Origin of the sequence: Pseudomonas sp. B21-059 (assembly GCF_026016285.1) — a bacterium.
GTDB lineage: Bacteria > Pseudomonadota > Gammaproteobacteria > Pseudomonadales > Pseudomonadaceae > Aquipseudomonas > Aquipseudomonas danubii.
The window spans coordinates 2,501,453-2,524,267 of sequence record NZ_CP087201.1; the positions used below are offsets into that span (position 1 = coordinate 2,501,453).

23 protein-coding genes and 2 pseudogenes are annotated in these 22,815 nt (G+C 63.6%); 11 read left to right on the forward strand and 14 right to left on the reverse strand.

What is annotated here, in order from left to right; translation table 11 throughout:
• Positions 1-95: 95 nt before the first annotated feature.
• Positions 96-1,064: a transcriptional regulator FtrA gene (gene ftrA, locus LOY69_RS11425; RefSeq protein WP_110594960.1), complete on the reverse strand. Its 969-nt coding sequence runs from the start codon at positions 1,062-1,064 to the stop codon at positions 96-98.
• A gap of 103 nt (positions 1,065-1,167) precedes the next feature.
• On the opposite strand from ftrA, the gene LOY69_RS11430 reads away from it, so the two are divergent.
• The 4 genes from LOY69_RS11430 (at position 1,168) to LOY69_RS11445 (ending at position 4,404) form a co-directional block, all read left to right on the forward strand.
• A complete protein-coding gene (locus tag LOY69_RS11430) occupies positions 1,168-1,602 on the forward strand; it encodes a rhodanese-like domain-containing protein (RefSeq protein WP_265074571.1) in 435 nt (144 codons plus the stop codon).
• A 273-nt stretch (positions 1,603-1,875) separates the two neighbouring features.
• A complete protein-coding gene (locus tag LOY69_RS11435) occupies positions 1,876-2,655 on the forward strand; it encodes an ABC transporter substrate-binding protein (RefSeq protein ID WP_102864119.1) in 780 nt (259 codons plus the stop codon).
• A 114-nt stretch (positions 2,656-2,769) separates the two neighbouring features.
• Positions 2,770-3,882: a M14 family metallopeptidase gene (locus LOY69_RS11440; protein WP_265074572.1), complete on the forward strand. Its 1,113-nt coding sequence runs from the start codon at positions 2,770-2,772 to the stop codon at positions 3,880-3,882.
• A 123-nt stretch (positions 3,883-4,005) separates the two neighbouring features.
• Positions 4,006-4,404, forward strand: a complete 399-nt coding sequence (locus LOY69_RS11445; protein ID WP_180988398.1) for a hypothetical protein — start codon at positions 4,006-4,008, stop codon at positions 4,402-4,404.
• Here the strand turns inward: LOY69_RS11445 and LOY69_RS11450 are convergent.
• From LOY69_RS11450 to LOY69_RS11470, 5 genes are all read right to left on the reverse strand, one after another.
• The gene (locus tag LOY69_RS11450) at positions 4,398-4,976 is read right to left on the reverse strand and encodes a hypothetical protein (protein ID WP_170004553.1); all 579 of its coding nucleotides are present in this window, start codon (positions 4,974-4,976) and stop codon (positions 4,398-4,400) included. The genes LOY69_RS11445 and LOY69_RS11450 overlap by 7 nt on opposite strands.
• A 167-nt stretch (positions 4,977-5,143) precedes the next feature.
• A complete protein-coding gene (locus tag LOY69_RS11455) occupies positions 5,144-6,787 on the reverse strand; it encodes a B12-binding domain-containing radical SAM protein (protein ID WP_265074573.1) in 1,644 nt (547 codons plus the stop codon).
• Positions 6,788-6,975: 188 nt separating this feature from the next.
• Entirely contained in the window at positions 6,976-7,890 is a 915-nt protein-coding gene (locus tag LOY69_RS11460) for a DMT family transporter (protein ID WP_170004557.1), read from the reverse strand.
• Positions 7,891-7,989: 99 nt separating this feature from the next.
• Positions 7,990-8,766 (reverse strand): helix-turn-helix domain-containing protein, encoded by a 777-nt coding sequence (locus LOY69_RS11465; RefSeq protein ID WP_170004559.1) that lies wholly within the window; start codon positions 8,764-8,766, stop codon positions 7,990-7,992.
• A gap of 97 nt (positions 8,767-8,863) precedes the next feature.
• The gene (locus tag LOY69_RS11470; RefSeq protein WP_170004561.1) at positions 8,864-9,646 is read right to left on the reverse strand and encodes a hypothetical protein; all 783 of its coding nucleotides are present in this window, start codon (positions 9,644-9,646) and stop codon (positions 8,864-8,866) included.
• Between the two features lie 436 nt (positions 9,647-10,082).
• Between LOY69_RS11470 and folE the strand changes: the two genes are divergently transcribed.
• The 3 genes from folE to LOY69_RS11485 are packed head-to-tail and all read left to right on the forward strand — an operon-like array spanning position 10,083 to position 11,723.
• A complete protein-coding gene (gene folE, locus LOY69_RS11475; protein WP_102864126.1) occupies positions 10,083-10,643 on the forward strand; it encodes a GTP cyclohydrolase I FolE in 561 nt (186 codons plus the stop codon).
• On the forward strand, positions 10,644-11,171 hold the full coding sequence (locus LOY69_RS11480) for a chalcone isomerase family protein (protein ID WP_115582084.1): 528 nt from the start codon (positions 10,644-10,646) through the stop codon (positions 11,169-11,171).
• Positions 11,172-11,195: 24 nt separating this feature from the next.
• Positions 11,196-11,723 (forward strand): DUF3833 domain-containing protein, encoded by a 528-nt coding sequence (locus LOY69_RS11485; protein ID WP_170004563.1) that lies wholly within the window; start codon positions 11,196-11,198, stop codon positions 11,721-11,723.
• A gap of 25 nt (positions 11,724-11,748) precedes the next feature.
• On the opposite strand, the pseudogene LOY69_RS11490 reads toward LOY69_RS11485, so the two are convergent.
• A pseudogene (locus tag LOY69_RS11490) lies at positions 11,749-12,207 on the reverse strand (thiol-disulfide oxidoreductase DCC family protein); the annotation flags it as partial.
• 157 nt (positions 12,208-12,364) lie between these two features.
• Between LOY69_RS11490 and LOY69_RS11495 the strand changes: the two are divergent.
• Positions 12,365-13,684 carry an Nramp family divalent metal transporter gene (locus tag LOY69_RS11495; protein ID WP_102880031.1) on the forward strand — a complete coding sequence of 440 codons (1,320 nt, stop codon included), beginning with the start codon at positions 12,365-12,367 and terminating at the stop codon, positions 13,682-13,684.
• Between the two features lie 80 nt (positions 13,685-13,764).
• On the opposite strand, the gene LOY69_RS11500 is transcribed toward LOY69_RS11495, so the two are convergent.
• Complete coding sequence (locus LOY69_RS11500; RefSeq protein ID WP_110653030.1) at positions 13,765-14,712, reverse strand: LysR family transcriptional regulator; 948 nt, start codon at positions 14,710-14,712, stop codon at positions 13,765-13,767.
• A gap of 192 nt (positions 14,713-14,904) precedes the next feature.
• Between LOY69_RS11500 and LOY69_RS11505 the strand changes: the two genes are divergently transcribed.
• Entirely contained in the window at positions 14,905-15,330 is a 426-nt protein-coding gene (locus LOY69_RS11505) for a DMT family transporter (protein WP_249735905.1), read from the forward strand.
• Positions 15,331-15,332: 2 nt separating this feature from the next.
• The gene (locus LOY69_RS11510; protein WP_110594949.1) at positions 15,333-15,806 is read left to right on the forward strand and encodes a DMT family transporter; all 474 of its coding nucleotides are present in this window, start codon (positions 15,333-15,335) and stop codon (positions 15,804-15,806) included.
• Positions 15,807-15,816: 10 nt separating this feature from the next.
• On the opposite strand, the gene glcF is transcribed toward LOY69_RS11510, so the two are convergent.
• The 3 genes and pseudogenes from glcF to glcD all read right to left on the reverse strand — a co-directional run bounded on the left by glcF (position 15,817) and on the right by glcD (position 19,636).
• Entirely contained in the window at positions 15,817-17,034 is a 1,218-nt protein-coding gene (gene glcF / locus LOY69_RS11515; protein WP_265074574.1) for a glycolate oxidase subunit GlcF, read from the reverse strand.
• Positions 17,035-17,037: 3 nt separating this feature from the next.
• A pseudogene (glcE, locus tag LOY69_RS11520) lies at positions 17,038-18,137 on the reverse strand (glycolate oxidase subunit GlcE).
• Positions 18,137-19,636: a glycolate oxidase subunit GlcD gene (glcD, locus tag LOY69_RS11525; protein ID WP_265074575.1), complete on the reverse strand. Its 1,500-nt coding sequence runs from the start codon at positions 19,634-19,636 to the stop codon at positions 18,137-18,139. Before glcD ends, glcE begins: the two are co-directional and overlap by 1 nt.
• Positions 19,637-19,888: 252 nt before the next feature.
• Here glcD and LOY69_RS11530 point away from each other — a divergent pair, with 252 nt between their 5' ends.
• Complete coding sequence (locus LOY69_RS11530; protein WP_102864137.1) at positions 19,889-20,059, forward strand: metallothionein; 171 nt, start codon at positions 19,889-19,891, stop codon at positions 20,057-20,059.
• 46 nt (positions 20,060-20,105) lie between these two features.
• Here LOY69_RS11530 and LOY69_RS11535 read toward each other — a convergent pair whose 3' ends face one another.
• The 3 genes from LOY69_RS11535 to LOY69_RS11545 all read right to left on the reverse strand — a co-directional run bounded on the left by LOY69_RS11535 (position 20,106) and on the right by LOY69_RS11545 (position 22,567).
• Complete coding sequence (locus LOY69_RS11535; RefSeq protein ID WP_011060569.1) at positions 20,106-20,333, reverse strand: DUF6555 family protein; 228 nt, start codon at positions 20,331-20,333, stop codon at positions 20,106-20,108.
• A 148-nt stretch (positions 20,334-20,481) separates the two neighbouring features.
• The gene (locus LOY69_RS11540) at positions 20,482-21,510 is read right to left on the reverse strand and encodes a purine-nucleoside phosphorylase (protein ID WP_265074576.1); all 1,029 of its coding nucleotides are present in this window, start codon (positions 21,508-21,510) and stop codon (positions 20,482-20,484) included.
• Positions 21,511-21,619: 109 nt separating this feature from the next.
• Positions 21,620-22,567 (reverse strand): nucleoside-specific channel-forming protein Tsx, encoded by a 948-nt coding sequence (locus LOY69_RS11545; protein WP_110594944.1) that lies wholly within the window; start codon positions 22,565-22,567, stop codon positions 21,620-21,622.
• Positions 22,568-22,815: the final 248 nt, after the last annotated feature.

The following is a 22,815-nucleotide window of genomic DNA, read 5'->3' on the forward strand; positions in this document are numbered from 1 at the left end:
TCTCCCTCTTTTCCCGTAGGAGCGGGCTTGCCCGCGAAGAGGCCGGGATGGACACCACCGGATGAACGTCGTGTTCTTCGCCGGCAAGCCGGCTCCTACGAGGGGGATTTTTGGCCGAAGCGTTCGCGGTAGGCCGAGGGCGGCAGGCCCACCAGGCTGCGAAAGGCCACGCGAAAACTTTCCACCGAACGATAACCGCAATGCAGGGCGATGCTTTCCGTGGTCTGGCTGCCGCTTTCTAGCAATTCCCGGGCCCGGGCCAGTCGCTCATGCTGCAGCCAGGCCTTGGGCGTGGCGCCGGTGGCGGCGCTGAAACGTCGCAAGAAGGTGCGTTCGCTCATCAGCGCCCGGGCCGCCAGGTCGCTCACCGTCAGCGGCTCATGCAGGCGCTCCCGAGCCCATTGCATGACCTGCGACAGGTCGCTGCGCGGGGTGCGGCTGACCGGAGCCGGAATGAACTGGGCCTGGCCGCCGGTACGCTGGGGCGACATCACCAGGCGTCGGGCCACGCTGTTGGCCACCCGAGTGCCAAAGTCCCGGGCCACCAGGTGCAGGCAGGCATCGATTCCGGCGGCGCTGCCGGCAGACGTGATCAGTTGGCCGGCGTCCACATAGAGCACGTCCGGGTCCACCCAGATGTCCGGGAAGCGCTCGGCCAGCTCTTGGGTGTAGCGCCAGTGGGTGGTGGCGCCCAGGCCGTTGAGCAGGCCGCTGGCCGCCAGAGCGAACACCCCCGAGCAGATCGACAGCAGCCGCGCGCCGCGCTGGTAGGCCCGGCGCAGGGCTTCCATCAGCTCGGGCGGCGGCGCCTGGTCGCGGCTGCGCCAGCCGGGAATGATGATGGTCCGGGCCTGCTCCAGCAGTTCCAGGCCGCCATCGGCCAGTATCCGGATACCGCCCGCAGCGCGCATCGGCCCCGGGTCCACGGCGACGATGCAGTGCTCATACCAGGGAAAATCGAACTCCGGCCGGGCCAGGCCGAAGATTTCCACGGCGATGCCGAATTCGAAGGTGCAAAGGCCGTCGTAGGCCAGGATCGCGACCAAACCGGGAGGATTGTGCATTTGGCGGAAAGTTACCAGTGGGTGTCCGGAGCGCCACTTTAACGCGGTGGGGCAGGGCCGATAAAGTTCTTCCCATCTTAATCGCGACGTTCTGGAGACGCCCATGACCAGCCTGGTCCGCAGCATTGCCGCCGCCCCTTCGGCCATTGCCCTGATGCATTTTTGCAACCGCCTGACCTTTGAAACCGACTGTTCTGACGTCTACAGCAGCCAGGAGGCCGGTGAAGTGGATTTTGTCCTGGTGGATGTGCGGGGCCCCGAGGCCTTTGCCCGCGGCCATGTCCCCGGGGCGATCAATCTGCCCGGGCACTTGCTCACTGTCGAACAGCTGGCCGATTATCCCCGCGATACCCTGTTCGTGGTGTATTGCGCCGGTCCTCACTGCAACGGCGCGAACAAGGCGGCGGTCAAGCTGGCGGCCCTGGAATACCCGGTCAAGGAGATGATCGGTGGGGTCACCGGCTGGCTCGACGAGGGCTTCGAGCTCAGCACCGGGCAACCGCGCAGCGAGGGGCCGGATCTGTCCTGCGCCTGCTGAGGGGCCACTGCGCTGGCGGCGGCCCCAGGCTGCGGCTAGCGCAGGATGTGTCGGTAAAAATGGTCCGTTCTGAGGCGAACGTCGGGTGGTTCAGGGACAAACGCACCACGCCGGGGCGAGGGGGAGGGCGCAGAATCGCGGCTGCATGTTTTTTATAAGTATTTGTCGCATAAACACAATTTGCTTCCCGGGAGCCGCTCTAGACTGCTGGCCACTTCGATTTGCCCATAATCGAAACCAGCCAATAAAAGTCTCCGCCTCCTGGAGTTATAAATGAATAAGTTTGCGCTGTTTGGTGCCTTGGCACTGTCGCTGTTTTCCCTGACCGCTTCGGCCGATGAGGCCAAGCCGATCCGTATCGGTATCGAAGCCGGCTACCCACCGTTCTCGATGAAGACGCCCGACGGCAAGCTCACCGGTTTCGACGTGGACCTGGGCGATGCCCTGTGTGAGCAGATGAAGGTCAAGTGCACTTGGGTCGAGCAGGAGTTCGACGGCCTGATCCCGGCGCTGAAGGTGAAGAAGATCGACGCCATCCTGTCGTCCATGACCATCACCGACGATCGCAAGAAGAACGTCGATTTCACCATCAAGTACTACCACACCCCGGCGCGCTTCGTGATGAAGGCCGGCACCACGGTCAAGGACCCGCTGACCGAGCTCAAGGGCAAGAAAGTCGGCGTACTGCGCGCCAGTACTCATGACCGTTTCGCCACTGAAGTGCTGGTGCCGGCCGGCATCGACCTGGTGCGCTACGGTTCCCAGCAGGAAGCCAACCTGGACATGGTGTCCGGTCGTGTCGACGCGCTGCTGGCGGACTCGGTCAACCTCGACGACGGTTTCCTGAAAACCGACGCCGGCAAGGGCTTTGCCTTCGTCGGTCCCGAGTACAACGATCCGAAGTACTTCGGTGGCGGTGCCGGCATTGCCGTGCGCAAGGGCGACAAGGAGCTGGCAGAGAAATTCAACACGGCCATCACCGAGATCCGCGCCAACGGCAAGTACAAGCAAGTGCAGGACAAGTACTTCGACTTTGATGTCTACGGCGAGTAAGCCGCAGGCTGCAAAGTTTGGGTAAAAAAGGTGGCGCCCGTGATCCGGTCGCCACCTTTTTTGTGCGCCACTGTTTTATTCTGCGCCACGCCTTTTTTGATCCCTGGAGCCACTATGCAACGCATCGACCATTCCTTGCCCTGGGGCCACCTGGGCACTGCGCGCCAGCTCAGCGTGTTTCGCTTCGGCAGCGGTGGCCGCAAGGTGTACATCCAGGCCAGCCTGCACGCCGATGAACTGCCGGGCATGCGCACCGCCTGGGAGCTGAAGCAGCGCCTGACGGAACTGGAGCGCCAGGGGCGTTTGCAGGGCGTGATCGAACTGGTGCCGGTGGCTAACCCCATCGGCCTCGACCAGCAGGTTCAGGGCAGTCACCTGGGGCGTTTCGAACTGGGCAGCGGCAAGAACTTCAACCGTGCCTTCGTCGAGCTCAGTGGTCCGGTGGGCGACTTGATCGGCAAGCAACTGGGCGCTGATGCCGCCGTCAATATCGCCTTGATTCGCCGCACCATGGTCCAGGTGCTGGATGAGCTGCCGGCTCCGGCCTCGCAGCTGCAAGCCCTGCACCGGTTGTTGCTGCGCCATGCCTGCGACGCCGATATCACCCTCGACCTGCATTGCGATTTCGAAGCGGCGATCCACCTCTATGCCTTGCCCCAACACTGGCCGAAGTGGCAGTCCCTGGCGGCGCGTCTGAAGGCTGGAGTGGCGTTGCTTTGCGAGGATTCCGGCGGCAGCTCTTTCGACGAATCCTGCTCCTCGCCCTGGCTGCGCCTGGCCCGGGACTTTCCTCAGGCGGCGATTCCCCCGGCCAACCTGGCCGCCACCCTGGAGCTGGGCAGCATGGGCGATACCCGGGTCGAGCAAGCGCGAGCCAACTGCGAGGCCATCCTCGGCTTTCTGGCCGAGCAGGGCCTGATCAGTGGCCAGTGGCCCGCTGCACCGGATCAATGCTGTGAAGGCATGCCTTTCGAAGGCACCCAATACCTGTTCGCCCCGCACCCCGGAGTGGTCAGTTTTCTGCGCGATGCCGGCGAGTGGGTGGAGCGCGGCGACGCCCTGTTTGAAGTGGTGGACCCCTTGAACGACAGGGTCAGCACCGTGCGTGCCGGCACCAGCGGCGTGCTCTTTGCCCTGGACCGCGGGCGCTACACCCAGCCGGGCATCTGGCTGGCCAAGGTGGCCGGCCGTGAGGCGATTCGCGCCGGCAAGCTGATCAACGACTGAACCGCCAGGGGCGACGCTGACGAGGCGCAGTAACTGGGTTGCCAGGGAACGCTCGGCTACGTCGGCCCTCGATCCGCCATCGCGCCCTTCGCCGGCAAGCCGGCTCATACAGTAGATGTGTCCATGTCCCGAGTGTCCGTGTCTATCCGCCTGCTGTTCACCCTGTGCCTGCTGGCGGCCAGCTTCAATCACCTGCGCGCCGCCCTGGACCATGGGTTGCTCTGGGACTATGGCTACGGCGCCGACACGCCCCTGGCCAGCCGGGCCTTCTGGGGCGCCCTGAGCTTTTTCGATCCGCTGGCGGCGTTGCTGCTGTGGGTGCGCCCGCGCTGGGGGTTGGTGCTGACCCTGGCGATCATCGTGCTGGACGTCGTGCACAACAGTTTCTATGTGGCGGCCCACAGCCAGTGGCTGGAAACCTTCTACCTGTCTCAGGTGGGGTTCGGGCTGGCGGTGCTGGTGCTGCTGCCTTTGGCCTGGAGGGGGCTGGGCTCACCCCCTGAGTCGAAGCGGGTCTACTGACCGAGGATGTGCTTCATCAGCGCCGCATGGCCGGCCTTGTCCGCGGCCCGGGAAATCACCTGGATCACCGCCATGCGGGTGCCGGAGCCGGCGATCAGGGTCGAGTTCAGGGTCTGGCCGCCGCCCTGGGTCGCGGTGCTGTCGATCTGCCGCACACCGAGGCCCTTGAGGGTCATGCTCTTTTCACTTTGCTTGCTGAAGTCCGGCAGCGCTGCGGCCTGTTGCGACAGGAACCCGCTGACCGCGGCATCGAGAAAGGCGCTGTCGTTGTCCTTGACCTGAGTACCGTTGGGAATGCTGTTCTGCGCGGCGATCACCACGGTGCGGGTGGTGGCGTTGGAATACAACGTGCCGCTGGCTCCCGCGGTGCCGTCGGCCTCGCTGCCGGCTGGCAGGGCCGAGGCGCTGAAGCCCTTGGGCAGGGTGAAGGACAGCTTGCCGTCGAGCATCGAGACTTTTTCTCCCGGCGCCGCTTTGGCCGTGGACTTGTCGGCGGCAACCGCGTTCAGCGCACCGAAGCCCGCCACTGCGGCGAACACCAGGACCAGGGCTTTTCTAGCGAAGGATGACATGCACAATCTCCAGGCATGGGATCAAGGGGGCGCATCATCCCACGGTCGTTACAGAAGGCTCCAGAAGGATTTTTCGTGGTGGATCAATGACTGCAAGCTGTTTCGGTTCTTGAGGTTTACAAGACACCGAACAGTGGCAATCGGTTTTCTCCTTCTCGGGGAGCTGGTTACGTATTGACCGGCCAAGTGCCGCGCCGAACCATCTCTTTGACTCGATCTGCGCCATTGGCACGAACTAGAAGTTCCAGCCTGGCCTTTTCGATGTCCTCAGCGCTCCACAACTCGGTTGCCATCGTGGCCTTCTCATGGGACCAGCCATTGTCGTAGTGACGCACCACATACTGCTGCTGGTACTCCCACATTTCAGTGCCAGGAATGGGCGTCACGATAAACGGGTTGGCGTAGGCCATTCCCGCACCCATTAGGCTGACCGCGTAGTCGGTGGTTCTTTCTATCAATTCCAGGCTTTCGATAAACGGTTTGGCGCCCGGAGTGGCGGGTGGATTGACAAAGCCCAACATGAAACCGCCAGTGACTTGGATGCCGTGCGCGGTGAATATCTCGATGATTTCAAAGGTGGCTTGCTGAATCGCGTTGAAGCGCGACTTGTTGGAGTTGATCAGGCTTTCCTCGTTGGCACTCTCCACCGCGAGGTAGATGTTGTAGCAGCCGTTTTCGGCAATCGAGCGAATGAACTGCCGGGCTGTCAGTCCGCCCTTGATCGCGGCGATGACGTTGCGGTATTGCGGACTTTTCAGTTCCTGATCATCCAGCTCAGCGAGGAAGCGCTCTCCTTTGTGTAGCAGCACCAGATTGAACAGGCTCAGACCACCTTCTTCGACCCAGGGCAGGTTGTGTTTTTTCAGCAGGCGTCCCACTTCCATGGCATACAGCGGATCGTGCATCAGGTGGTCGTCCTCGATCAGTACCTCGCTCACGCCCTGACTGACCAGGTCCGCCAAGTGCAGGTCGAACCAATCCAACCCCAGGGCACGCCATGGGCCGTTGATCTTGGGTATGTAGCAGAAGTTGCAGTTCACATTGCAGCCAATGGTGGAGAAAATCTGTGCCCAGGCGCCATGTTTGTGCACCCGAGCGCCGGAGGAGTGATAGGGCTGCAGATAGTGGTTCATATCCAGGAAACTGAAGTCGGGCAAGGGCATGACCCCAAGACGCTCCTCCAGACCCTGGCGGCCAGGGACAATGCTCAAGTAGCTGGATTTGCGCGACGGGCGAACCAGTTGTCCCTGCTGGCCACGATAGGCGACCCCCGGAACTGCATGAATGTCGCCGCCGTCATGGCTTAAGGCGTCGAGCAACAGGGTGAAGGCCCGGTCTGCTTCATTGATCAGGACAAAATCAAATGCGGAGTCCAGCAGCGCGTTCTGCCAATCGCCGCTGGAGTGCGCGCCGCCTGTCACCAGTACCAGGTTGGGATCAATGGACTTGACCAGATCCGCCAGCGCCCGAGCGTTGCCCCATTGCACGGTGTAGTTGCACTGGATGCCGACGATATCGGGTTGTGCCGTCTCGATGATGGTGCGCATCTGCTCATCGCTCAGGCCGTAGCGCAGCAGGTGTCCCTGATCGACTTGCACCAGGGGGGATTCCTGTTCCCAGCCAGCGAAGGGGGCGTCGATGATCTGTACGTCGTAACCCGCGCGCCTGGCCACTGTAGCGATGCGCAGCAGGCCGATGGGAGTACCTGCACGCTTCATCACTTCAAAGGTATCGATGCCGATTTGGGTGAATGCGCTGTCCTTCGGTGCCGGTTCGACCAGGCGCGTGTAGGGCGGAACGAATAGCAGCACTCTTGGGGCTTCGCCATGGGATCGGCGGCGCGTGGCGCTATGGCTGGTCGTTCTGGAGGGGAGACCCAAATTCTGAAGTGTCGCTCTGGTGGGGGCTACCGAAAAAATCGGGCCAGCACGATCGAGCCTCTCAGCCCCTTGGGAGGCAATCAGATGCATTTTTTTGAGTTCCTTGTGGGTTCAGAGAGTCAGGTGTCGCCGGTGCGCCGGTGTGAGGTGGCGATCACTGCTCCAGCGATGATGAGTAGCGCCGGGATCAGCAGGATCGGGTTGGCGTGGGTTTGGCCGACCAGAATCAGCAGCAGGGTGGAAAATAGCGGGGCTAGATAGGAAAGCGCGCCGAGACTTGCCAGGTTGCCGTGTTTGGTCGCGTGATCCCATGCAAAGAACGCCAAGCCAACCGGGCCCAGTCCAAGGCCGACGATCGCCAGCCATTGCCCGGAGTCAGGCTGAACCGTGCTCTCAAAGGCTAGGTGACAGAGCGATCCGGCTAGCGCCACCAGGCCGCAGATTGCCCCGATGATGCTGCTGGGAACGTTGCTGAAGCGTCGATTGATCACCGAGTAACCTGACCAGACCAAGGCACAGAACAAGGCGGCCATATAGCCGGCGATCGGCATGCTGGCCACGCCGGACTGTGATCGTTGCTGCATGATGAACGCTGTGCCAGCAAGTCCCAGGAGTGCTCCCAGCAGTTGTCGCGGGCGCAGTCGCTGGCCGCCACTGACACCGGCCAGCAAGACGATCAGCAGGGGCCAGAGGTAGGCAATCAGGCTGGCCTCGGCCGGGGGCGCGGCCTTGAGGGCGAAGAAATACAGCGCGTGATAGCCAAAGATTCCCAGAAAGCCTGTAGCCCATACTTTCCATGGCTGACGCCAGCCTTGAAAGCCCGCTGCGCCTCGCAGCCCGAGAATGACCAGGCTGGCCAGAAAGGCTACGGCAAAGCTCAAAGCCAGCAACTCAAAAGGCGGGATGCCTGACGTCAGAGTGGTGAGCAAGGCCAGGCAGGACCACAGAAACACGGCAATCACCCCAATGGCGGTTGCCGAGGCGGCAGATCTTGGGGGTGTGAGCGTTTTGGTAGACGTCGTTGCTTGTGTCATGGGTCCCGCCCGATGAGCGTTTCGAAGCGGGGATGATAGGAAGGACGGTCGGTCGGGTATTGGCCTGTGCTGCCTAATACTTGTTCCAGGCTGCATGTTTCAGCAGGTTATGGTGCGCCTTCGAGCCGATGCCGGTGTCAGGTTGCGGTTTTTTTTCAGCGCATGGTTCAAGGCGCTCTGGTCTGCGTAACCCACTCGATGAGCAATTTCCGTGATCGACAGTCGAGTATCGCGCAGCAGGTCAATGGCCAAGTCCAGGCGCAGCCGCGTCACATGGGCAAAAGGCGTGGTTTTCAGGTGTTGCTCGAAGAGTATGTACAAGCGTCGTTCGCTGGTGCCTGAGATTCGGGCTATTTCAGAGGCTGTCAGATGAGTGTCCAGATTGTTTTCGATATGGGTCAGGGCCCTGGCCAGGGTGAACTGTCCGTGGTCAGGGGTGTGGCTGTGGGGCTGGACCAGAGACGACATCAACAAAGTACTCCAGGATTGAGCCACCTCAGGTGAGCTGGTCAGCAATGGAACGCTGCGTGTGGCGTAGTCAAGCAGGTGACGAATCTCCGGTCTTACCGGAAAGAAGCTTTTTTCGTTGAGCCTCTTGATGGTTTCAGCTTCGAACTTTTGGGTGCGGGGCGATGAAAGCGGAACATCAAGGACCAGGAAAGTATTTGCGGTACTGGCGGAAAAGGTATGAGAGCAACCTGCTGGGATGATCACGCCCTGGCTCCAGTCGACTTTGCCGCCACGGCCATCGACCTCTATCTCCATGGAGCCTGATTGCGGCAGCACGATCTGGTGATAGTCGTGGTCATGCAGCTCAATCTGGCCGGAGTAGGATCGCAAGGCCAATGAAGCCTTTGGGGTTTCTATGTTGCTCATCACACTCTTCCATAAGACTGACGACGCATGATGCATGAGTGCCTGAGTTCGGCGCCAGTCTCTGTATGCCGAGGTTTTGTGCCGGTTTGTTTGCGGTTTAAGGATGTTGTCTGGCGGCGCAACTGATGGTGCTTCGCGCCAACAGGCGCTTGCTTAAACCCAGCACCAGCATTGACACCGCCACTGCCAATCCAAAGGCGAGCATTCCCAGTTTCGGCAGGGCCAGGGCCAGTACCAGGCAGAACGCCGCAAAGGAATACAGGCCGGTGCTCAGCGAGCGCAGCAGCACGGTGGTGAAGGCCACGCCGTGACTCTGGTGGGAGAACACCGCCAGCACGCTGCCGAGCACCGGAAAGACTGCGAGCATGCCGCTCCAGCGTTCGCCAACGGTGCTGGCCAGCAAGGTGACCGCCAGGGTCAGCAGGGCCCCGGCGAGCATGCGGTAGACCAGCTTGTCCGACTGGGTGCCGGGCAGGGCGGGCACAGTCTTGACCCGGGGAAACACCCGGGGCGCCAGCAACAGGGCGCTGGCGGCACAGAAAATCGAGAACCCCAGGGAGGGCGGGACCTGGGCGATCACGCTGGCCAGCAGCACCCAGACCAGGGTGGCGATGCTCAGGGCTCCAGGCCAGGCCAGGGTCTGCGCGGCATGGGTGTAGGCAACGCTGAAAGCGATCATGGCGAACAATGCCGAGAGGGCAGCCACTGCGGCGTGGGTGGCGAACACCGGACCTTGCTCCAGGGCCAGAAACAGCAGGATCGGCCCCACCACCACGGGAAAACCCGCAAGCCAGCTGGCAACATTCGGCCCCCAGCGCTTGCTCGCCAGGGAAATCAACAGCAGGAATCCGGGAACTGTCAGCAGTTTCAACAGCAGCATGGGGGACTCGGTGGATGAACGGTGCGCCACCCTAGCATCCAACCCGGCATTTGGCGCGTATCTGGCACGTGTATCTGGCAAAAAGCGAAGCATCGGAGAGAGCAGGGTGGTGCGGGGTTTTCTTGTACGAAACATTGAGGCTGAATCGGTTTTTGAGCTTTTTGTACAAGTATTTACGGGTTTTATCGGGTTTTTATCGATAAAAGTTGTACAAAAATGAAATTCTCGTATAGGTTTTTCAGTGTGAGATGAGGTGATCACTGGCCAGTTTTAGCTGTCCAGGCTGTCACTCTCCACACTTTGGGGTTCCCGAGGTCAAGCCCTGGTGGAATCAGGGCTGGGCCAGTTGTGTGGTTGGTCACCTCGGGGCCCTTTTTTTCCCCTTGGCGCGTGCAAGGATTTGCCCGCCTCATTCACTTTGCGGAACCTGTGCGCCATGTACGATCCTCTCTCCGAGCATTTCCACTGCATTCTTCAGGGGCTGGGTGAAGATCCATCCCGCGAGGGCCTGCGGGATACCCCGCAGCGAGCGTCAAAGGCCTTGCGTTATCTGTGTCACGGTTACGACACCAGCCTCGAAGAGTTGGTCAACGGCGCGTTGTTCAGCTCCACCAGCGACGAGATGGTGATGGTTCAGGACATCGAGCTGTATTCCCTGTGTGAGCACCATCTGCTGCCCTTCATCGGTCAGGCCCATGTGGCTTACATCCCCACCGGCAAGGTGCTGGGGCTGTCCAAGGTGGCGCGGATCGTCGACATGTATGCGCGACGCCTGCAGATCCAGGAAAACCTGACCCGGCAGATTGCCGAGGCGGTCCAGGAAGTGACCGGGGCGGCCGGGGTGGCGGTGGTCATCCAGGCGCGGCACATGTGCATGATGATGCGCGGGGTCGAGAAGCAGAACTCGCTGATGAACACCTCAGTGATGCTCGGGGCCTTTCGCGACTGCGCCAGCACCCGCCAGGAATTTCTCCAGCTATTGCCCAGGCGGTCTTGAATGAACAGCATCCGGCGAGTGCTCGCGGCGCGGTTGTTGTGGCTGCTGGTGTTGTTCAGCGCCACCGCCAGTGCCGGCTGGCAAGAGTCGCTGCCCAATGCACGGCTGCTGGGCAGCGGTGAGTTCAGCTGGTTCGGCTTCAAGGTCTACAACGCGCGGCTCTGGGGCACGGCCTTGCCGTTGACGGCCGACAGCCCCTTTGCCCTGGAGCTGACTTATCGGCGCACGATCCGCCGTGACGAGCTGGTGCAGACCAGCCTGGATGAGATCCAGCGTTTGTCCGGCACTGCAGTCAGCCCGGAGCAACTCAAGGATTGGCAGGCGCAGATGCAGCGCGCCTTTGTCGATGTCGAACCGGGCCAGCGCATTACCGGGGTGTTCCTGCCCGGTCGCGGGGTGCAGTTCTTTGTCGACCAGCGCTTGCAGCACGTGGTCGACGACGAGGCCTTCGCCCGAGCGTTCTTTGCCATCTGGCTCGACCCGCGCACCCGCAATCCGCAGTTGCGCGCACAACTGCTGGGCCGATAGCGGGCGCAGCACAGGAGATGTTCCATGTTCAAGAAATACTTGCTGATGCTGTGTCTGGGCCTGGTTGCTTGCAGCGACACCGACGTCAAGCAGTACCGTGACCAGAAGCCCGAGCTGGAACTGCGGCAGTTCTTCAGTGGCCGGGTCGAGGCCTGGGGCCTGTTCCAGAAGCGCTCCGGTGAAGTGATCAAGCGCTTCCATGTGCAGATCAACAGCCGCAGCGAAGGCGAGAAACTCATCATGCATGAGGACTTTACCTATAGCGATGGCACCCGCCAGACCCGGATCTGGACCCTGGTCCCGACGGGACCCGGCCTGTGGCGCGGGACCGCCGACGACGTGGTCGGCGAGGCCCGGGGCGAAGTCTCCGGCAATGCCCTGCGCTGGCGTTACGTGCTCAACCTGCCGGTGGATGGCACCACCTATCAGGTGCATTTCGATGACTGGATGTACCTGTTGGACGAAAACACCCTGGCCAATCGTTCCTACATGACCAAGTTCGGTTTCGAGCTGGGGCAGGTGACCCTGTTCTTCCGCCGTCAGCCCGGCTGAGGCGCGCTGGCCGGCTCCGGACCCAGGACGGGTCGTCGAGAAAGCGCCCGCGATGGTCGGGGCTGGGCAGCAGGCAGACGTCATGCCGGCCGAACCAGCGGTAGCGGTTGCCGGCGATACGGTCGTAGCCCCAGTCCCGCAGTGGCCGGGGAATCCAGCGCAGCAGGCGCAGCCAGCACCAGGGGGCAGGCAGTTGCGCCATCAGGCGGATAAAGGCCTCGGAGCGTTGCGACAGCCCCTGGTCTTCGATCAGCAGCACGCTGTCGAACTGCTCGGTGGGCTGGCCGAACCATTTCAGCAACGCCTGGCCCTGGGGCGATTGCATCGATGCCAGTTTGATACGCCGCTGGCGGTCGTGGCGGATGACGAAACGCACCGAGGCATTGCACAGCTTGCACACGCCATCGAATAGCAGTACCCGGTCGCCGGGTTGCAGGAAGGGGGGCTGGGTGTCGGGTTCGGGGAGTGTCGCAGCGCTGTTCACGGGGTCACCTTGGGCGGGAAATCGATACCTGCAGCAGGCGTCGCAAGGAGCAGGAGTGGCAGCAGCATACTCGCCTTCAGGATGAGAATTCAGGCTTGGGTGGCTGTGCTGAAACCTCTAAGCTGAGCCCTTGCGTCAATTCGTCGTGGAAATCCCCGTGAAATTCAGCCTACCGAAAATAGCCACCGCCCCCTTTTGTCCGCCGGAGGTGGCGGGCTCCGTGTCCGTCGATCCCGGCGCTTCGCTGTTCAAGCGCCTGCTGCGTTTTGCCGGCCCCGGGTTGCTGATTTCCATCGGCTACATGGACCCGGGCAACTGGGCCACCGCCATCGAGGCGGGGTCGCGCTATGGCTACAACCTGCTGTTCGTGGTGTTGCTGGCGAGCCTGGCGGGGATGGCGGTGCAATGCCTGTGCTCACGCCTGGGCATCGCCACCGGGCGCGACCTGGCGCAACTGTGCCGGGAGCGCTACAGCCGCCGTTCGGCCCGGGCCCAGTGGCTGGCGGCCGAGGTGTCGATCATCGCCACCGACCTGGCCGAAGTGCTGGGATGTGCCCTGGCGTTCCACCTGCTGCTGGGGGTGTCCCTGAGCACCGGGATTGTCATCACCGCTTTCGATACGCTGTTGGTCCTGGCCTTGCAGAACCGCGGTTTTCGCCGGCTGGAAGCGATCATGCTGGCGCTGGTGGCGACCATCGGCGTGTGCTTCTTCATTGAACTGCTGCTGATCAAACCCTATTGGCCGGACGTAGCCCGGGGGTTCACCCCGTCGCTCTCGGCCATCAGCGATGCCGCACCGCTGTACCTGGCGATCGGCATCCTTGGTGCCACGGTGATGCCCCACAACCTCTACCTGCACACCTCGGTGGTGCAGACCCGCTTGATCGGCCAGGACCGGGCCAGTCGCGCCGACGCCATCAAGCTGGCGCGCATCGACACCATCGGCTCCCTGGCCCTGGCGCTGCTGGTGAACGCGGCGATCCTGATCCTCGCCGCCGCGGCCTTCCACAACACCGGCCACAGCGACGTGGTGGAGATCCAGGATGCCTACCATCTGCTCGACCCACTGGTGGGCGGAGCCCTGGCCAGCGTGCTGTTCGGCGTGGCGCTGCTGGCCTCGGGGCAGAGTTCGACCTTCACCGGGACCATTGCCGGGCAGGTGATCATGGAGGGCTACCTGAACCTGCGGATTCCCTGCTGGCAGCGACGCCTGATCACCCGCGGGCTGGCGCTGATTCCGGCGTTCATTGGCGTCTGGCTGCTGGGGGATGGCGCAGTGGGCCAACTGCTGGTGTTGAGCCAGGTGGTGCTGAGCCTGCAACTGCCGTTTGCCCTGTACCCGCTGATCCGCATGACCAACGACCGGCGCCTGATGGGCGAGTTCGTCAACCGTTGGCCGACGCGATGGCTGGCCTGGAGCCTGTTCGCCGTCATCAGCGCAGCCAACGCCTGGCTGATTGCTCAACTCTTCCTGTAGAAGCCGGCTGGCCGGCGAAGGGGCCGCTGAGTCTTGTGCAGGTCTTGCCGACGCTTTCGCTGGCAAGCCAGCTCCTACGGTTACGGGGCGGGTGCGCGGCGGTCCCAATAGGGCTCGGGGCCGAATTTCTCGACGAAGAAGTCGATCACCGTCCGCACTTTCAGCGAGAGGCGCCGGCTGCCAGGCCAGAGGGCGGCAATTTGCTGCGGCTCGAGGCTGGTGGCCACGTCGAAGCCTTCGAACAAGGCCACCAGGCGGCCTTGATGCAGGGCCTCGCCAATCAGCCAGGAAGGAAACATCACCAGCCCCAGGCCCTGTTCGGCTGCCTGGGTCAGGGTGTCGGCGTGGTTGCCGGTCAGGGGGCCCTTGACGCTGTAGGGCGTCCAGTCTTCCCGGCCCCGGCGAAAGAACCAGCGCTGCTGGCCGGTTTCGCCCTTGTAGGCCAGGCACTGGTGCTGCTGCAACTGCTGCGGGTGCTGTGGCGTGCCATGACGTTCCAGATAGGCGGGGCTGGCCGCCACCCGGTAGCGCTGCGGGGCCAGCAGGCGTGCCTGCATCGAGGAATCTTCCAGGGTGCCGATGCGAAACAGCAGGTCGGTGCCGTCCTGCAAAGGATCGATGTAGTTGTCGGTCTGCTGGATGTCCAGTTGCAGCTTGGGGTAGCGGCCCAGTAGCTCGCCCAGCCAGGGCGACAGGTGCCGCTGGCCAAACACTACCGGGGCATTGATCCGCACCAGCCCGGCGGGTTCGTCCTGCTGTTCCTGCAGCGCCTGTTCGGCTTCTTCCCATTGCGCCAGCACACGCCGCGCATGGTGGCCCAGCAAGCGCCCGGCCTCGGTGGGGCTGACGGCGCGGGTGTGGCGATAAAGCAACTGCTGACCCAGGGCCTGTTCCATGAGCTGGATCTGCCGCGAGATGGACGAAGGCGCCAGCCCCTCGCGGCGTGCCACGGCGGAGAAACTGCCCTGGTCGAGCACCGCGATGAACAGGCGCAGGGCCTTGAAACCCAGGTCGTTGAAGCCTTGCATGGGAAATCCTTGCTGTGCGTTTTACGCAAAGGTGTTGTCGGCATGCTCCCATTTATCGCAAAGAGGGCGCAATCGATAATGCCCGCCATTCCTTGATCCCCAAGCAGGTGTTGCATGTCTTCCAATGTGTTAGATCCAGCGCTGCCGACCCCGGCGGCCCAGGTTGAACCCCGCGCTGGCTGGCAGCGCTTGATGTTGTTGCCCCTGGTGATTCTGGCGGGCATGGGCCTGTCGGTGGAGGCCGGCTTGCTCGGCCCGCTGGGCGCCCAGGTCGGGCATTTGTGGGCGACCTTGAGCATCTTCGGCGTGGGCACGGCATTGCTGTTTCTGCTGCTGTTGTTCAGCGGTCCGCAGCCGGGGCCGGCCTTCAGCCAACTGCCGCGCTGGCAATTGCTCGGCGGGGTGCTGGGACCGATCTACGTGGTGGTGCTGACTTTGGCCACGCCCCATATCGGCATTGCCATGACCATGATCGCGATCCTCTCCGGGCAGGTGGGCAAGAGCGTGCTGATCGACCATTTCGGTTGGTTCGGCAGCGCCCGCAAGCCGGTCAATGGCGAACGCTGGCTGGCCCTGGTGCTGATTGTCGTGGCCCTGATCCTGATCGCCCGAGGTTGAACATGAACCTGATTCTTTTGCTGGTCCTGGTGGTGGCTGCGGGTGCGGTGCTCAGTGTGCAAGCGGCGATCAATGGCCGCCTGGGTGAAAGTGTGGGGGTGTTGCGCAGCAGCCTGCTGACCTTTGCTGTGGGCGCCCTGATCACCGGGCTGCTGATTGTGTTTTTCCAACCCCCTCAGGCCATGAGCCTGTTGCAGGCGCCGAAATGGCAACTGACTGGCGCGCTGTTTGGCGTGGTCTACATGCTGGTGATGGTCGGCGCGGTGCCCCGGGTCGGCACCGCGGTGGCCACGGTGGCGGTGATCCTCGGACAACTGGGCATGGGCATGCTGATCGACAACTTCGGCTGGTTCGGCAACCCGGCCATCGAGCTGTCACCCCACCGCGTGCTGGCGATGCTGTGCCTGGCCCTGGCGTTGCTATTCATGTACCGGAGCCGCACACCGCAAGCCGTGAGTGGCAAGCCACGAGCTTGAAGCTTGGCGCTTAGCTCAGCGCGTCTTCCAGCACCTCGATCCAGTGGCGGACCGGGGTGCGGCCGGCACTGTCGAGGTGGATCTGGCAACCGATGTTGGCGGTGGCGATCAACTCCGGCTGGCCGCTTTCCAGAGCCCGCAGCTTGTCGTCCCGCAGTTGTCGGGCCAGGGTCGGCTGGGTCAGGGAGTAGGTGCCTGCCGAGCCACAGCACAGATGGCTGTCAGGCACCGTGGTCAGGTTGAATCCCGCTCGCTGCAACAGCGCTTCCACGGCGCCGCCGAGCTTTTGCCCGTGCTGCAGGGTACAGGGGCAGTGGAAGGCCAGACGCTGTTCGCTGTGGGCGCCGAGCTGCTCCAGGGGTTCGGCGCGCAACACTTCCACCAAGTCCCGAGCCAGGGTGCTGACCTGCCGGGCCTTGTCGCGGTAGGCCGGGTCATGGGCCAGCAGGTGCTGGTAATCCTTGATGAAGGCACCGCAGCCGCTGGCGGTCTGGATGATCGCCTCGGCGCCCTGTTGCAGGTGCGACCACCAGGCGTCGATGTTGCGCCGGGCGCGCTGCAGGCCGGCTTCCTGGGCGTCCAGGTGATAGTCCACGGCGCCGCAGCAGCCGGCCTCGGCGACCGGCTGCACGCTGATGCCCAGGCGATCGAGGACTCGCGCCGCCGCGGCATTGGTATTGGGCGACAGCCCCGGTTGCACGCAGCCTTCGAGCAACAGCACGCGCCGTGCATGGCGCAGGGGCGGACGCGGCTTGGCGCTGGGCAACTGGCGCGGCAGCTTGTCCTGCAGCGCCTGGGGCAGCAGCGGACGCAGGCGGCTGCCGCCCTGGATCAGGGCCTTGAACAGCTGCGGGTTGGCACTCAGCGCTCGCAGTCCGCGGCGCAGCAGTTGCTGGCCGGCGGGCCGGGGCAGGGCGGCATCCACCACGGCGCGGCCGATGTCCAGCAGGTGGTGATAATCGACCCCGGACGGGCAGGTGGTTTCGCAGTTGCGGCACGACAGGCAGCGGTCCAGGTGTTGCTGGACCTGTGCGGTGGCGGTGGCGCCTTCGAGCACCTGCTTGATCAGGTAGATGCGCCCTCGTGGGCCGTCCAGCTCGTCGCCCAGCAACTGGTAGGTAGGGCAGGTGGCGTTGCAGAAACCGCAATGCACGCAGCTGCGCAGGATGCGCTCGGCTTCGGCGGCCCGGGGCAGTTGCCGGGCCTCGGGGCTGAGGGTGGTCTGCATGGTCTAGAGCTCCGCGTAGAGTCGGCCGGGGTTGAAGATCCCTTGCGGGTCCAGCTGCGCCTTGAGCCGTTGGTGGTAGTGCAGCAGGGGCGGCGCCAGGGGCTGGAACGGACTGTCCTGCAGGCCGTGGCTGTAGCAGCTGGCGTGGCCGCCAACGGCGCTGACGGCGGCGCGGATCTCGCTGGCTGGCGCAGCGGTTTTCAGCCAGCGCTGGGCGCCGCCCCAGTCCAGCAGTTGTTCGCCGGGCACTGCCAGCAGCTGCGTGTTGTGCGGCAGCGACAGGCGCCACAGCGGCAGGCTGGGGTTGAAGAAGTCCAGTTGCTGTTCATTGAGCTGGCTCCAGTAGCCCGCGTCCAGGGGCTCGCCGCCCAGGCGTTCATGGGCGGCGGCCACCGAACCTGCGCTGCCTTCCAGGCGCAGGTGCAGGCGCTCGCCGTCGTGGCAGGCGGCGCTGATCGGCAAGGGCTGTTGGCCCCATTCGGCGAGCTTGGTCAGGGCTTGGCCGGGCGTCATTTCCAGGCTCAGGCTCAGGCATTGCCGGGGCTTGGGCAGGACCTTCAGCGAGACTTCGGTGATCAGCCCCAGGCAGCCGTAGCTGCCGGCCATCAGTCGCGACAGGTCATAACCGGCGACGTTTTTCATCACCTCGCCACCAAAGCGCAGGTGCTGGCCGCTGCCGCTGATGATCCGGGTGCCGAGGACGAAATCGCGCACCGCGCCGGCCCAGGGCCGACGCGGCCCGGACAGGCCGCGCCGGCCCAGGGCCGACGCGGCCCGGACAGGCCGCTGGCGAGCATGCCGCCCAGGGTGGCGCCAGCGCCGAACGATGGCGGCTCGCAGGGCAGCATCTGCCCGGCGGCCTCCAGGGTGGCGTGCAACTCACTGAGCGGAGTGCCGGCCCGGGCGCTGATCACCAGCTCCGTGGGGTCGTAGCTGACGATGCCGCGATGGCTGCGGGTATCGAGGATTTCCCCGGCGCATTCGCGGCCGAGAAAGGCTTTGCTGTTGGAGCCCTGGATACGCAACGGGGTGCTGTCCTGCAAGGCGTTGCGGACCTGTTCCAGCAGCGCGGCGCTGGCATCGCCGTCGGGTGGCGCCGTCATCAGAAGCGCTCCAGTTCGGGGAAGGGCAGTTGCCCATGATGGATATGCATGGCGCCGAATTCGGCGCAGCGTTGCAGGGTCGGGATGTTCTTGCCGGGGTTGAGCAGGCCGCCGGGATCGAAGGCGGCCTTGACCCCATGGAACAGCGCCAGCTCATGGGCGCTGAACTGGGCGCACATCTGGTTGATTTTCTCCCGGCCTACGCCGTGCTCGCCGGTGATGCTGCCGCCCACCGCCACGCACAGTTCGAGGATCTTGCCGCCCAGGGCCTCGGCCCGCGCCAGCTCGCCCGGCCGGTTGGCATCGAACAGGATCAGCGGGTGCATGTTGCCGTCCCCGGCATGGAACACGTTGGCCACCCGCAGTTGATGCTCGGCGGCGAGACGGGCAATGCCCCGTAACACCCCCGGCAGTTGGCGCCGGGGAATGGTGCCGTCCATGCAGTAGTAGTCCGGGGACAAGCGGCCCACCGCTGGAAAGGCGTTCTTGCGCCCGGCCCAGAAGCGCACTCGCTCGGCTTCGTCCCGGGCCAGGCGTACCTCGCTGGCGCCGGCGCGTTCCAGCACCTGGCGCACCCGCTCGCAGTCGTCATGCACATCGGCCTCCACCCCGTCCAGCTCGCACAGCAGGATGGCTTCGGCGTCCACCGGGTAGCCGGCGTGGATGAAGTCCTCGGCGGCGCGGATCGCCAGGTTGTCCATCATCTCCAGGCCACCCGGGATGATCCCGGCGGCAATGATGTCAGCCACGGCGCGGCCGGCGGCTTCTACTGAGTCAAAGGCCGCTAGCAGCACCTTGGCGATCGGCGGCTTGGGCAGCAGCTTGACCGTGACCTCGGTGATTACCCCCAACAGGCCCTCGGAGCCGGTGACCAGCGCCAGCAGGTCGAATCCCGGCGCGTCCAGGGCCTGACTGCCCAGGGTCATGGCTTGGCCGTCGACGCTGAGCATCTGCACCTGCAGCAGGTTGTGCACGGTCAGGCCGTATTTCAGGCAATGCACGCCCCCGGCGTTTTCCGCGACGTTGCCGCCGATGGAGCAAGCGATCTGTGATGAAGGATCGGGGGCGTAGTACAGGCCCAAAGGCGCCGCCGCTTGGGAAATCGCCAGGTTGCGCACCCCCGGCTGGAGCCTTGCGCAGCGGGCGGCCGGGTCGATCTGCAGGATGTCCTTGAAGCGCGCCATCACCAGCAGCAGGCCTTTTTCCAGGGGCAGGGCGCCTCCGGACAAACCCGTACCGGCCCCTCGGGGGACCACTGGCACCCGGTGCTCATGGCAGATCTGCAGCAAGCGCTGGACCTCGTGCAGATGCCGCGGCAGGGCCACCAGCATCGGTGTGGTGCGATAGGCACTGAGGCCGTCGCATTCGTAGGGCTTGAGCTGCGGCTCCTGGTCCAGCAGTTCCAGGTCCGGCAATTGGCTGCGCAAGGCCCGGATCAGGGCCTGCTTGTCGACGTCGGGCAGGGCGCCGTCGAGGGTTTCGTCATAGAGAATCGTCATGGGCGGTGAATGACCTTGGGTTGTTCTTGTCAGGTCGAGACAGCATGACCACGGCCTGCATCATTGGCTGGTCGGGCCAGGGTGGCCATCGGTCCATGCGGGCGCTGGCCGAATCACTTTAGTCGCTGTTGGCGTGGCGGGGGGGCTGGGTTGGCCTAGTCTTTGGAGTGCTCGCACCGTGCAGTGGCCGCCATTGTCTGAGGTGGCGCGGTGATCGAGTCCCCTGAAAGACTGATAAAAAGGAACCCTGCCATGTCCAATGAAACCTGCGCCTGTCCGGCCTGCACCTGCAAGCTGGGGCCCCATGCGATTGTCCGTCACGGCAAGCACTACTGCTGTCAGGCTTGCGCCGATCATCACGCCCACGGTGAGCCTTGTGCTTCCACCCAAGGGTGCAAATGCGCCCAAGGCGCCCACGGCTGAAGAGCGCAAACGGGTGGGGCTGCGGCTCCACCCGTTTGCGGCGGGCCTAGACCGAAGGCCGCCAGGTGACATTCTCGATACCGAACTTTTCCGCCATGGGCTTGCTGGTCTTCTTCACCCGTTCCCGGCCGAAACGGCCGATGCGGCCCACTCCCGCATCACAGCTTGCCCAGTGCCAGGCCTCGGCGTTGTCCATCTTTTCCTGGCGGATGATGAAGGACTTGGGAGCGCCGTGAAGGGTGTATTCGATGACGAAGAGTTTTGCGTTGTTCATAAAGCCTCTGTTCCTCCCTGTGATCCTTGAGTGATCCCCCGCAGGCGCAAAAATTCACTTTGATTGGCCGACTCTGGCGCCAACGGTCATGGCCCTGAGCGTGCGTTCACCGGCACGCCGGCTCCTGCGGGTTGCGGGTTGGCACGGATCAGGCTTCGGGGACGCCTTTTTCCCAGGTCGACCAGTTGTTGAGAATGTCCTGCACCAGCGGATTGCCGGCCCGGTAGAGGTTTTCCAGGGCCGGGACAAAGCCGCCCTGGTCGGCGTACTTGAGCAGGTTGTCCACTTCGCTGGCCCCTGGTGCCGGGCGGTCGAAGTCGGAACCGGCGCGTAGCACCGCTAGGCGCTGGATGTCCACCAGACCCTCGCGGCTGGCCCGCAGCAAGGCTTCGTAGGTGGAGTTGTCTTCCTGCTGGGTGGTGCAGTAGGTGCCTTTATTGTCAGTCAGCAGGCGGGTCCAGACTTCGGCCCGTTCGCTCAGGCGAGTACCGGAAAACCAGGTGTTGCCCGCCAGGGTGTCGCAGCGGGTCACCACCGGCGGCTGGTTGGCCGGGGCCTTGGGGTATTTCAGGCGCCAGGCCGCCGATTGCTGGCTTTCGCTCAAGGTCACCCGCTGGCTCAGGGCGAAGGCCTTGGCCTGGAGCTTGGGGTTGAGCTCGAAGACTTCGGTCTTGTAGTCCAGGGGCGGTTTTTCGTTCGGCCCCTTGGTGTTGATCCCCAGGTAACCGGTGGGCCAGTCCTTGGGCGCATCCCGGGAGTCGAGTTCCCACTGGGTGCCGAACTCCACCAGGTAATGAGCCCAGGCGGCGGTGCCGATGGTGCCGTGGTGCGGGCTGATGCCGGCGATCCCGGCAATCAGGAAATAGCTTTTGCGCAGGTCGAACTTCGGCGACAGGGCCAGCGCCAGGGTCGACGCCGCGGCATTGGTCTGGCCCATGCCGGTGGTCAACAGGCACACGTCCCGGTCATTGCAGCGAATGCTCGGATACTCCGCCGCCAGCCCCGGCACGCGAATCTCGCGCTTGAGCTCCAGGCGCTCGATCCAGTGCTGCGCTTCCGGCGCGAACATGCTGATCAGCACCACCTTGGGCTTGATTGGTGCCTCGTTGGCCCAGGCGCCGCCTGCCAGCAGAGCCCCCAGTCCCACTACCCACGAAACCTTTTTAATCCCACGCATACAACCTCCATGACTGCCGTTAACCGGCGCTTATCCTGCCTGATCCAGGTTGCAACTCATCGCAACCGTTCTTGTCTTGCCGTTTGCCGCTCGAAGCTTGCCTCAGCTTCTAGAACTGATACCCGACCCCGGCGTAATAGCCCCAGCCATTGGAGCGGGCACGGAACTCGCCATCGCCGAAATTCAGCACGCTGCCATCCTCCCAGTTGCCGCCGTTGTGGAAGTAACGGCCCACCAGGGTGAAGCGCAGGTGAGTGAAGGCGTACAGCAGCACGTTGGTGGCCACCGTGGCATTGGCGGTGCGCGCCGGGTTGTCCTTGTGCAGGTCGGAGCCGAAATCGAAATTGGTGAAGCCGATGTAGGTCAGCGAGGCGCCGTTGCTGTAGCTGTCGATGGGCACGATGTATTTGAGCTGGGCGCGGTAGCCGTCCCAGGAATACTCGTTGCTGGCGCCGTAGTTTTCCCACTGGTAGCGGCCGTAGAAGTTGGCCGAGAGATTGACCCGCGAATGGGTGTCGATGTCGGTGCCCAGGCCGCTGTACAGGGTGTTGGCGCGGTTGGCGGTGCGGCTGCCGTGGTCGTAGATCCAGTCGAAGGCCACATACCACTCCTTGATCGGCCCGATGGCCAGGCTGCGACCGGCCAGGTAATCGATGGAGATCCGCGGTTCGTGCTCCATGAACAGCGGCGAGCCGTGGTCCCAGATGCCTTTGTCGTGGCTGTTGCCGATGTCGAGGATCTTCGGCAGGTCGATGTAGCCGTACAGCTCGAAGGGGCCCTTGCGCCCGAAGTATTCGTACTCCAGGTAGATGTCGTCCGCCGGGCGCGGGCCGAAGCTGATGTCCTTGCTGCCGATCAGCATCAGGTCCTGGTTGTACCAGTCGGAAAGGTAGGCGCCCTGTTTCGCGGATTGCACATCGGCGCTCAGGCTTTCGCCCTGGGCTGATGCGTCCGGGGCGGGGGATTGGGCCAGTGCGGCGTGACTGAGTAGACCCGTAACGCCGGCCAGCCCGAGGGAAACAGCCCATTGGCGATGACGGGGGAAGCGGTTGTGCATGGAAAGTCCCTGTTCGTGCGGTGTGAAGTCCCTGATGTCCGTTCGCGCGCATGGCGGTGGCGAACACCCACAAAATTGCAACTCGCAAACGTTTGCACATGGCGTACCAACTTGAAATAGCCTTCGCAAATAAAAGCTGAAATCAATCGTCGACAGGGCTTTTGCGTCAGCGCTGTTGCGGCTGCGGCGCTACCGAGCCGCCCACCGATGGAGGGCAGGCGGTGAGCAGGACTGGGTATTACCAGTGG

Bases quoted from the DNA above. Each gene is read 5' to 3' on its own strand.
- ftrA (WP_110594960.1), bottom strand. From the start codon at position 1,064: ATGCACAATCCTCCCGGTTTGGTCGCGATCCTGGCCTACGACGGCCTT.
- LOY69_RS11430 (WP_265074571.1), top strand. From the start codon at position 1,168: ATGACCAGCCTGGTCCGCAGCATTGCCGCCGCCCCTTCGGCCATTGCC.
- LOY69_RS11435 (WP_102864119.1), top strand. From the start codon at position 1,876: ATGAATAAGTTTGCGCTGTTTGGTGCCTTGGCACTGTCGCTGTTTTCC.
- LOY69_RS11440 (WP_265074572.1), top strand. From the start codon at position 2,770: ATGCAACGCATCGACCATTCCTTGCCCTGGGGCCACCTGGGCACTGCG.
- LOY69_RS11445 (WP_180988398.1), top strand. From the start codon at position 4,006: ATGTCCCGAGTGTCCGTGTCTATCCGCCTGCTGTTCACCCTGTGCCTG.
- LOY69_RS11450 (WP_170004553.1), bottom strand. From the start codon at position 4,976: ATGTCATCCTTCGCTAGAAAAGCCCTGGTCCTGGTGTTCGCCGCAGTG.
- LOY69_RS11460 (WP_170004557.1), bottom strand. From the start codon at position 7,890: ATGACACAAGCAACGACGTCTACCAAAACGCTCACACCCCCAAGATCT.
- LOY69_RS11465 (WP_170004559.1), bottom strand. From the start codon at position 8,766: ATGAGCAACATAGAAACCCCAAAGGCTTCATTGGCCTTGCGATCCTAC.
- LOY69_RS11470 (WP_170004561.1), bottom strand. From the start codon at position 9,646: ATGCTGCTGTTGAAACTGCTGACAGTTCCCGGATTCCTGCTGTTGATT.
- folE (WP_102864126.1), top strand. From the start codon at position 10,083: ATGTACGATCCTCTCTCCGAGCATTTCCACTGCATTCTTCAGGGGCTG.
- LOY69_RS11480 (WP_115582084.1), top strand. From the start codon at position 10,644: ATGAACAGCATCCGGCGAGTGCTCGCGGCGCGGTTGTTGTGGCTGCTG.
- LOY69_RS11485 (WP_170004563.1), top strand. From the start codon at position 11,196: ATGTTCAAGAAATACTTGCTGATGCTGTGTCTGGGCCTGGTTGCTTGC.
- LOY69_RS11500 (WP_110653030.1), bottom strand. From the start codon at position 14,712: ATGCAAGGCTTCAACGACCTGGGTTTCAAGGCCCTGCGCCTGTTCATC.
- LOY69_RS11505 (WP_249735905.1), top strand. From the start codon at position 14,905: ATGTTGTTGCCCCTGGTGATTCTGGCGGGCATGGGCCTGTCGGTGGAG.
- LOY69_RS11510 (WP_110594949.1), top strand. From the start codon at position 15,333: ATGAACCTGATTCTTTTGCTGGTCCTGGTGGTGGCTGCGGGTGCGGTG.
- glcF (WP_265074574.1), bottom strand. From the start codon at position 17,034: ATGCAGACCACCCTCAGCCCCGAGGCCCGGCAACTGCCCCGGGCCGCC.
- glcD (WP_265074575.1), bottom strand. From the start codon at position 19,636: ATGACGATTCTCTATGACGAAACCCTCGACGGCGCCCTGCCCGACGTC.
- LOY69_RS11530 (WP_102864137.1), top strand. From the start codon at position 19,889: ATGTCCAATGAAACCTGCGCCTGTCCGGCCTGCACCTGCAAGCTGGGG.
- LOY69_RS11535 (WP_011060569.1), bottom strand. From the start codon at position 20,333: ATGAACAACGCAAAACTCTTCGTCATCGAATACACCCTTCACGGCGCT.
- LOY69_RS11540 (WP_265074576.1), bottom strand. From the start codon at position 21,510: ATGCGTGGGATTAAAAAGGTTTCGTGGGTAGTGGGACTGGGGGCTCTG.
- LOY69_RS11545 (WP_110594944.1), bottom strand. From the start codon at position 22,567: ATGCACAACCGCTTCCCCCGTCATCGCCAATGGGCTGTTTCCCTCGGG.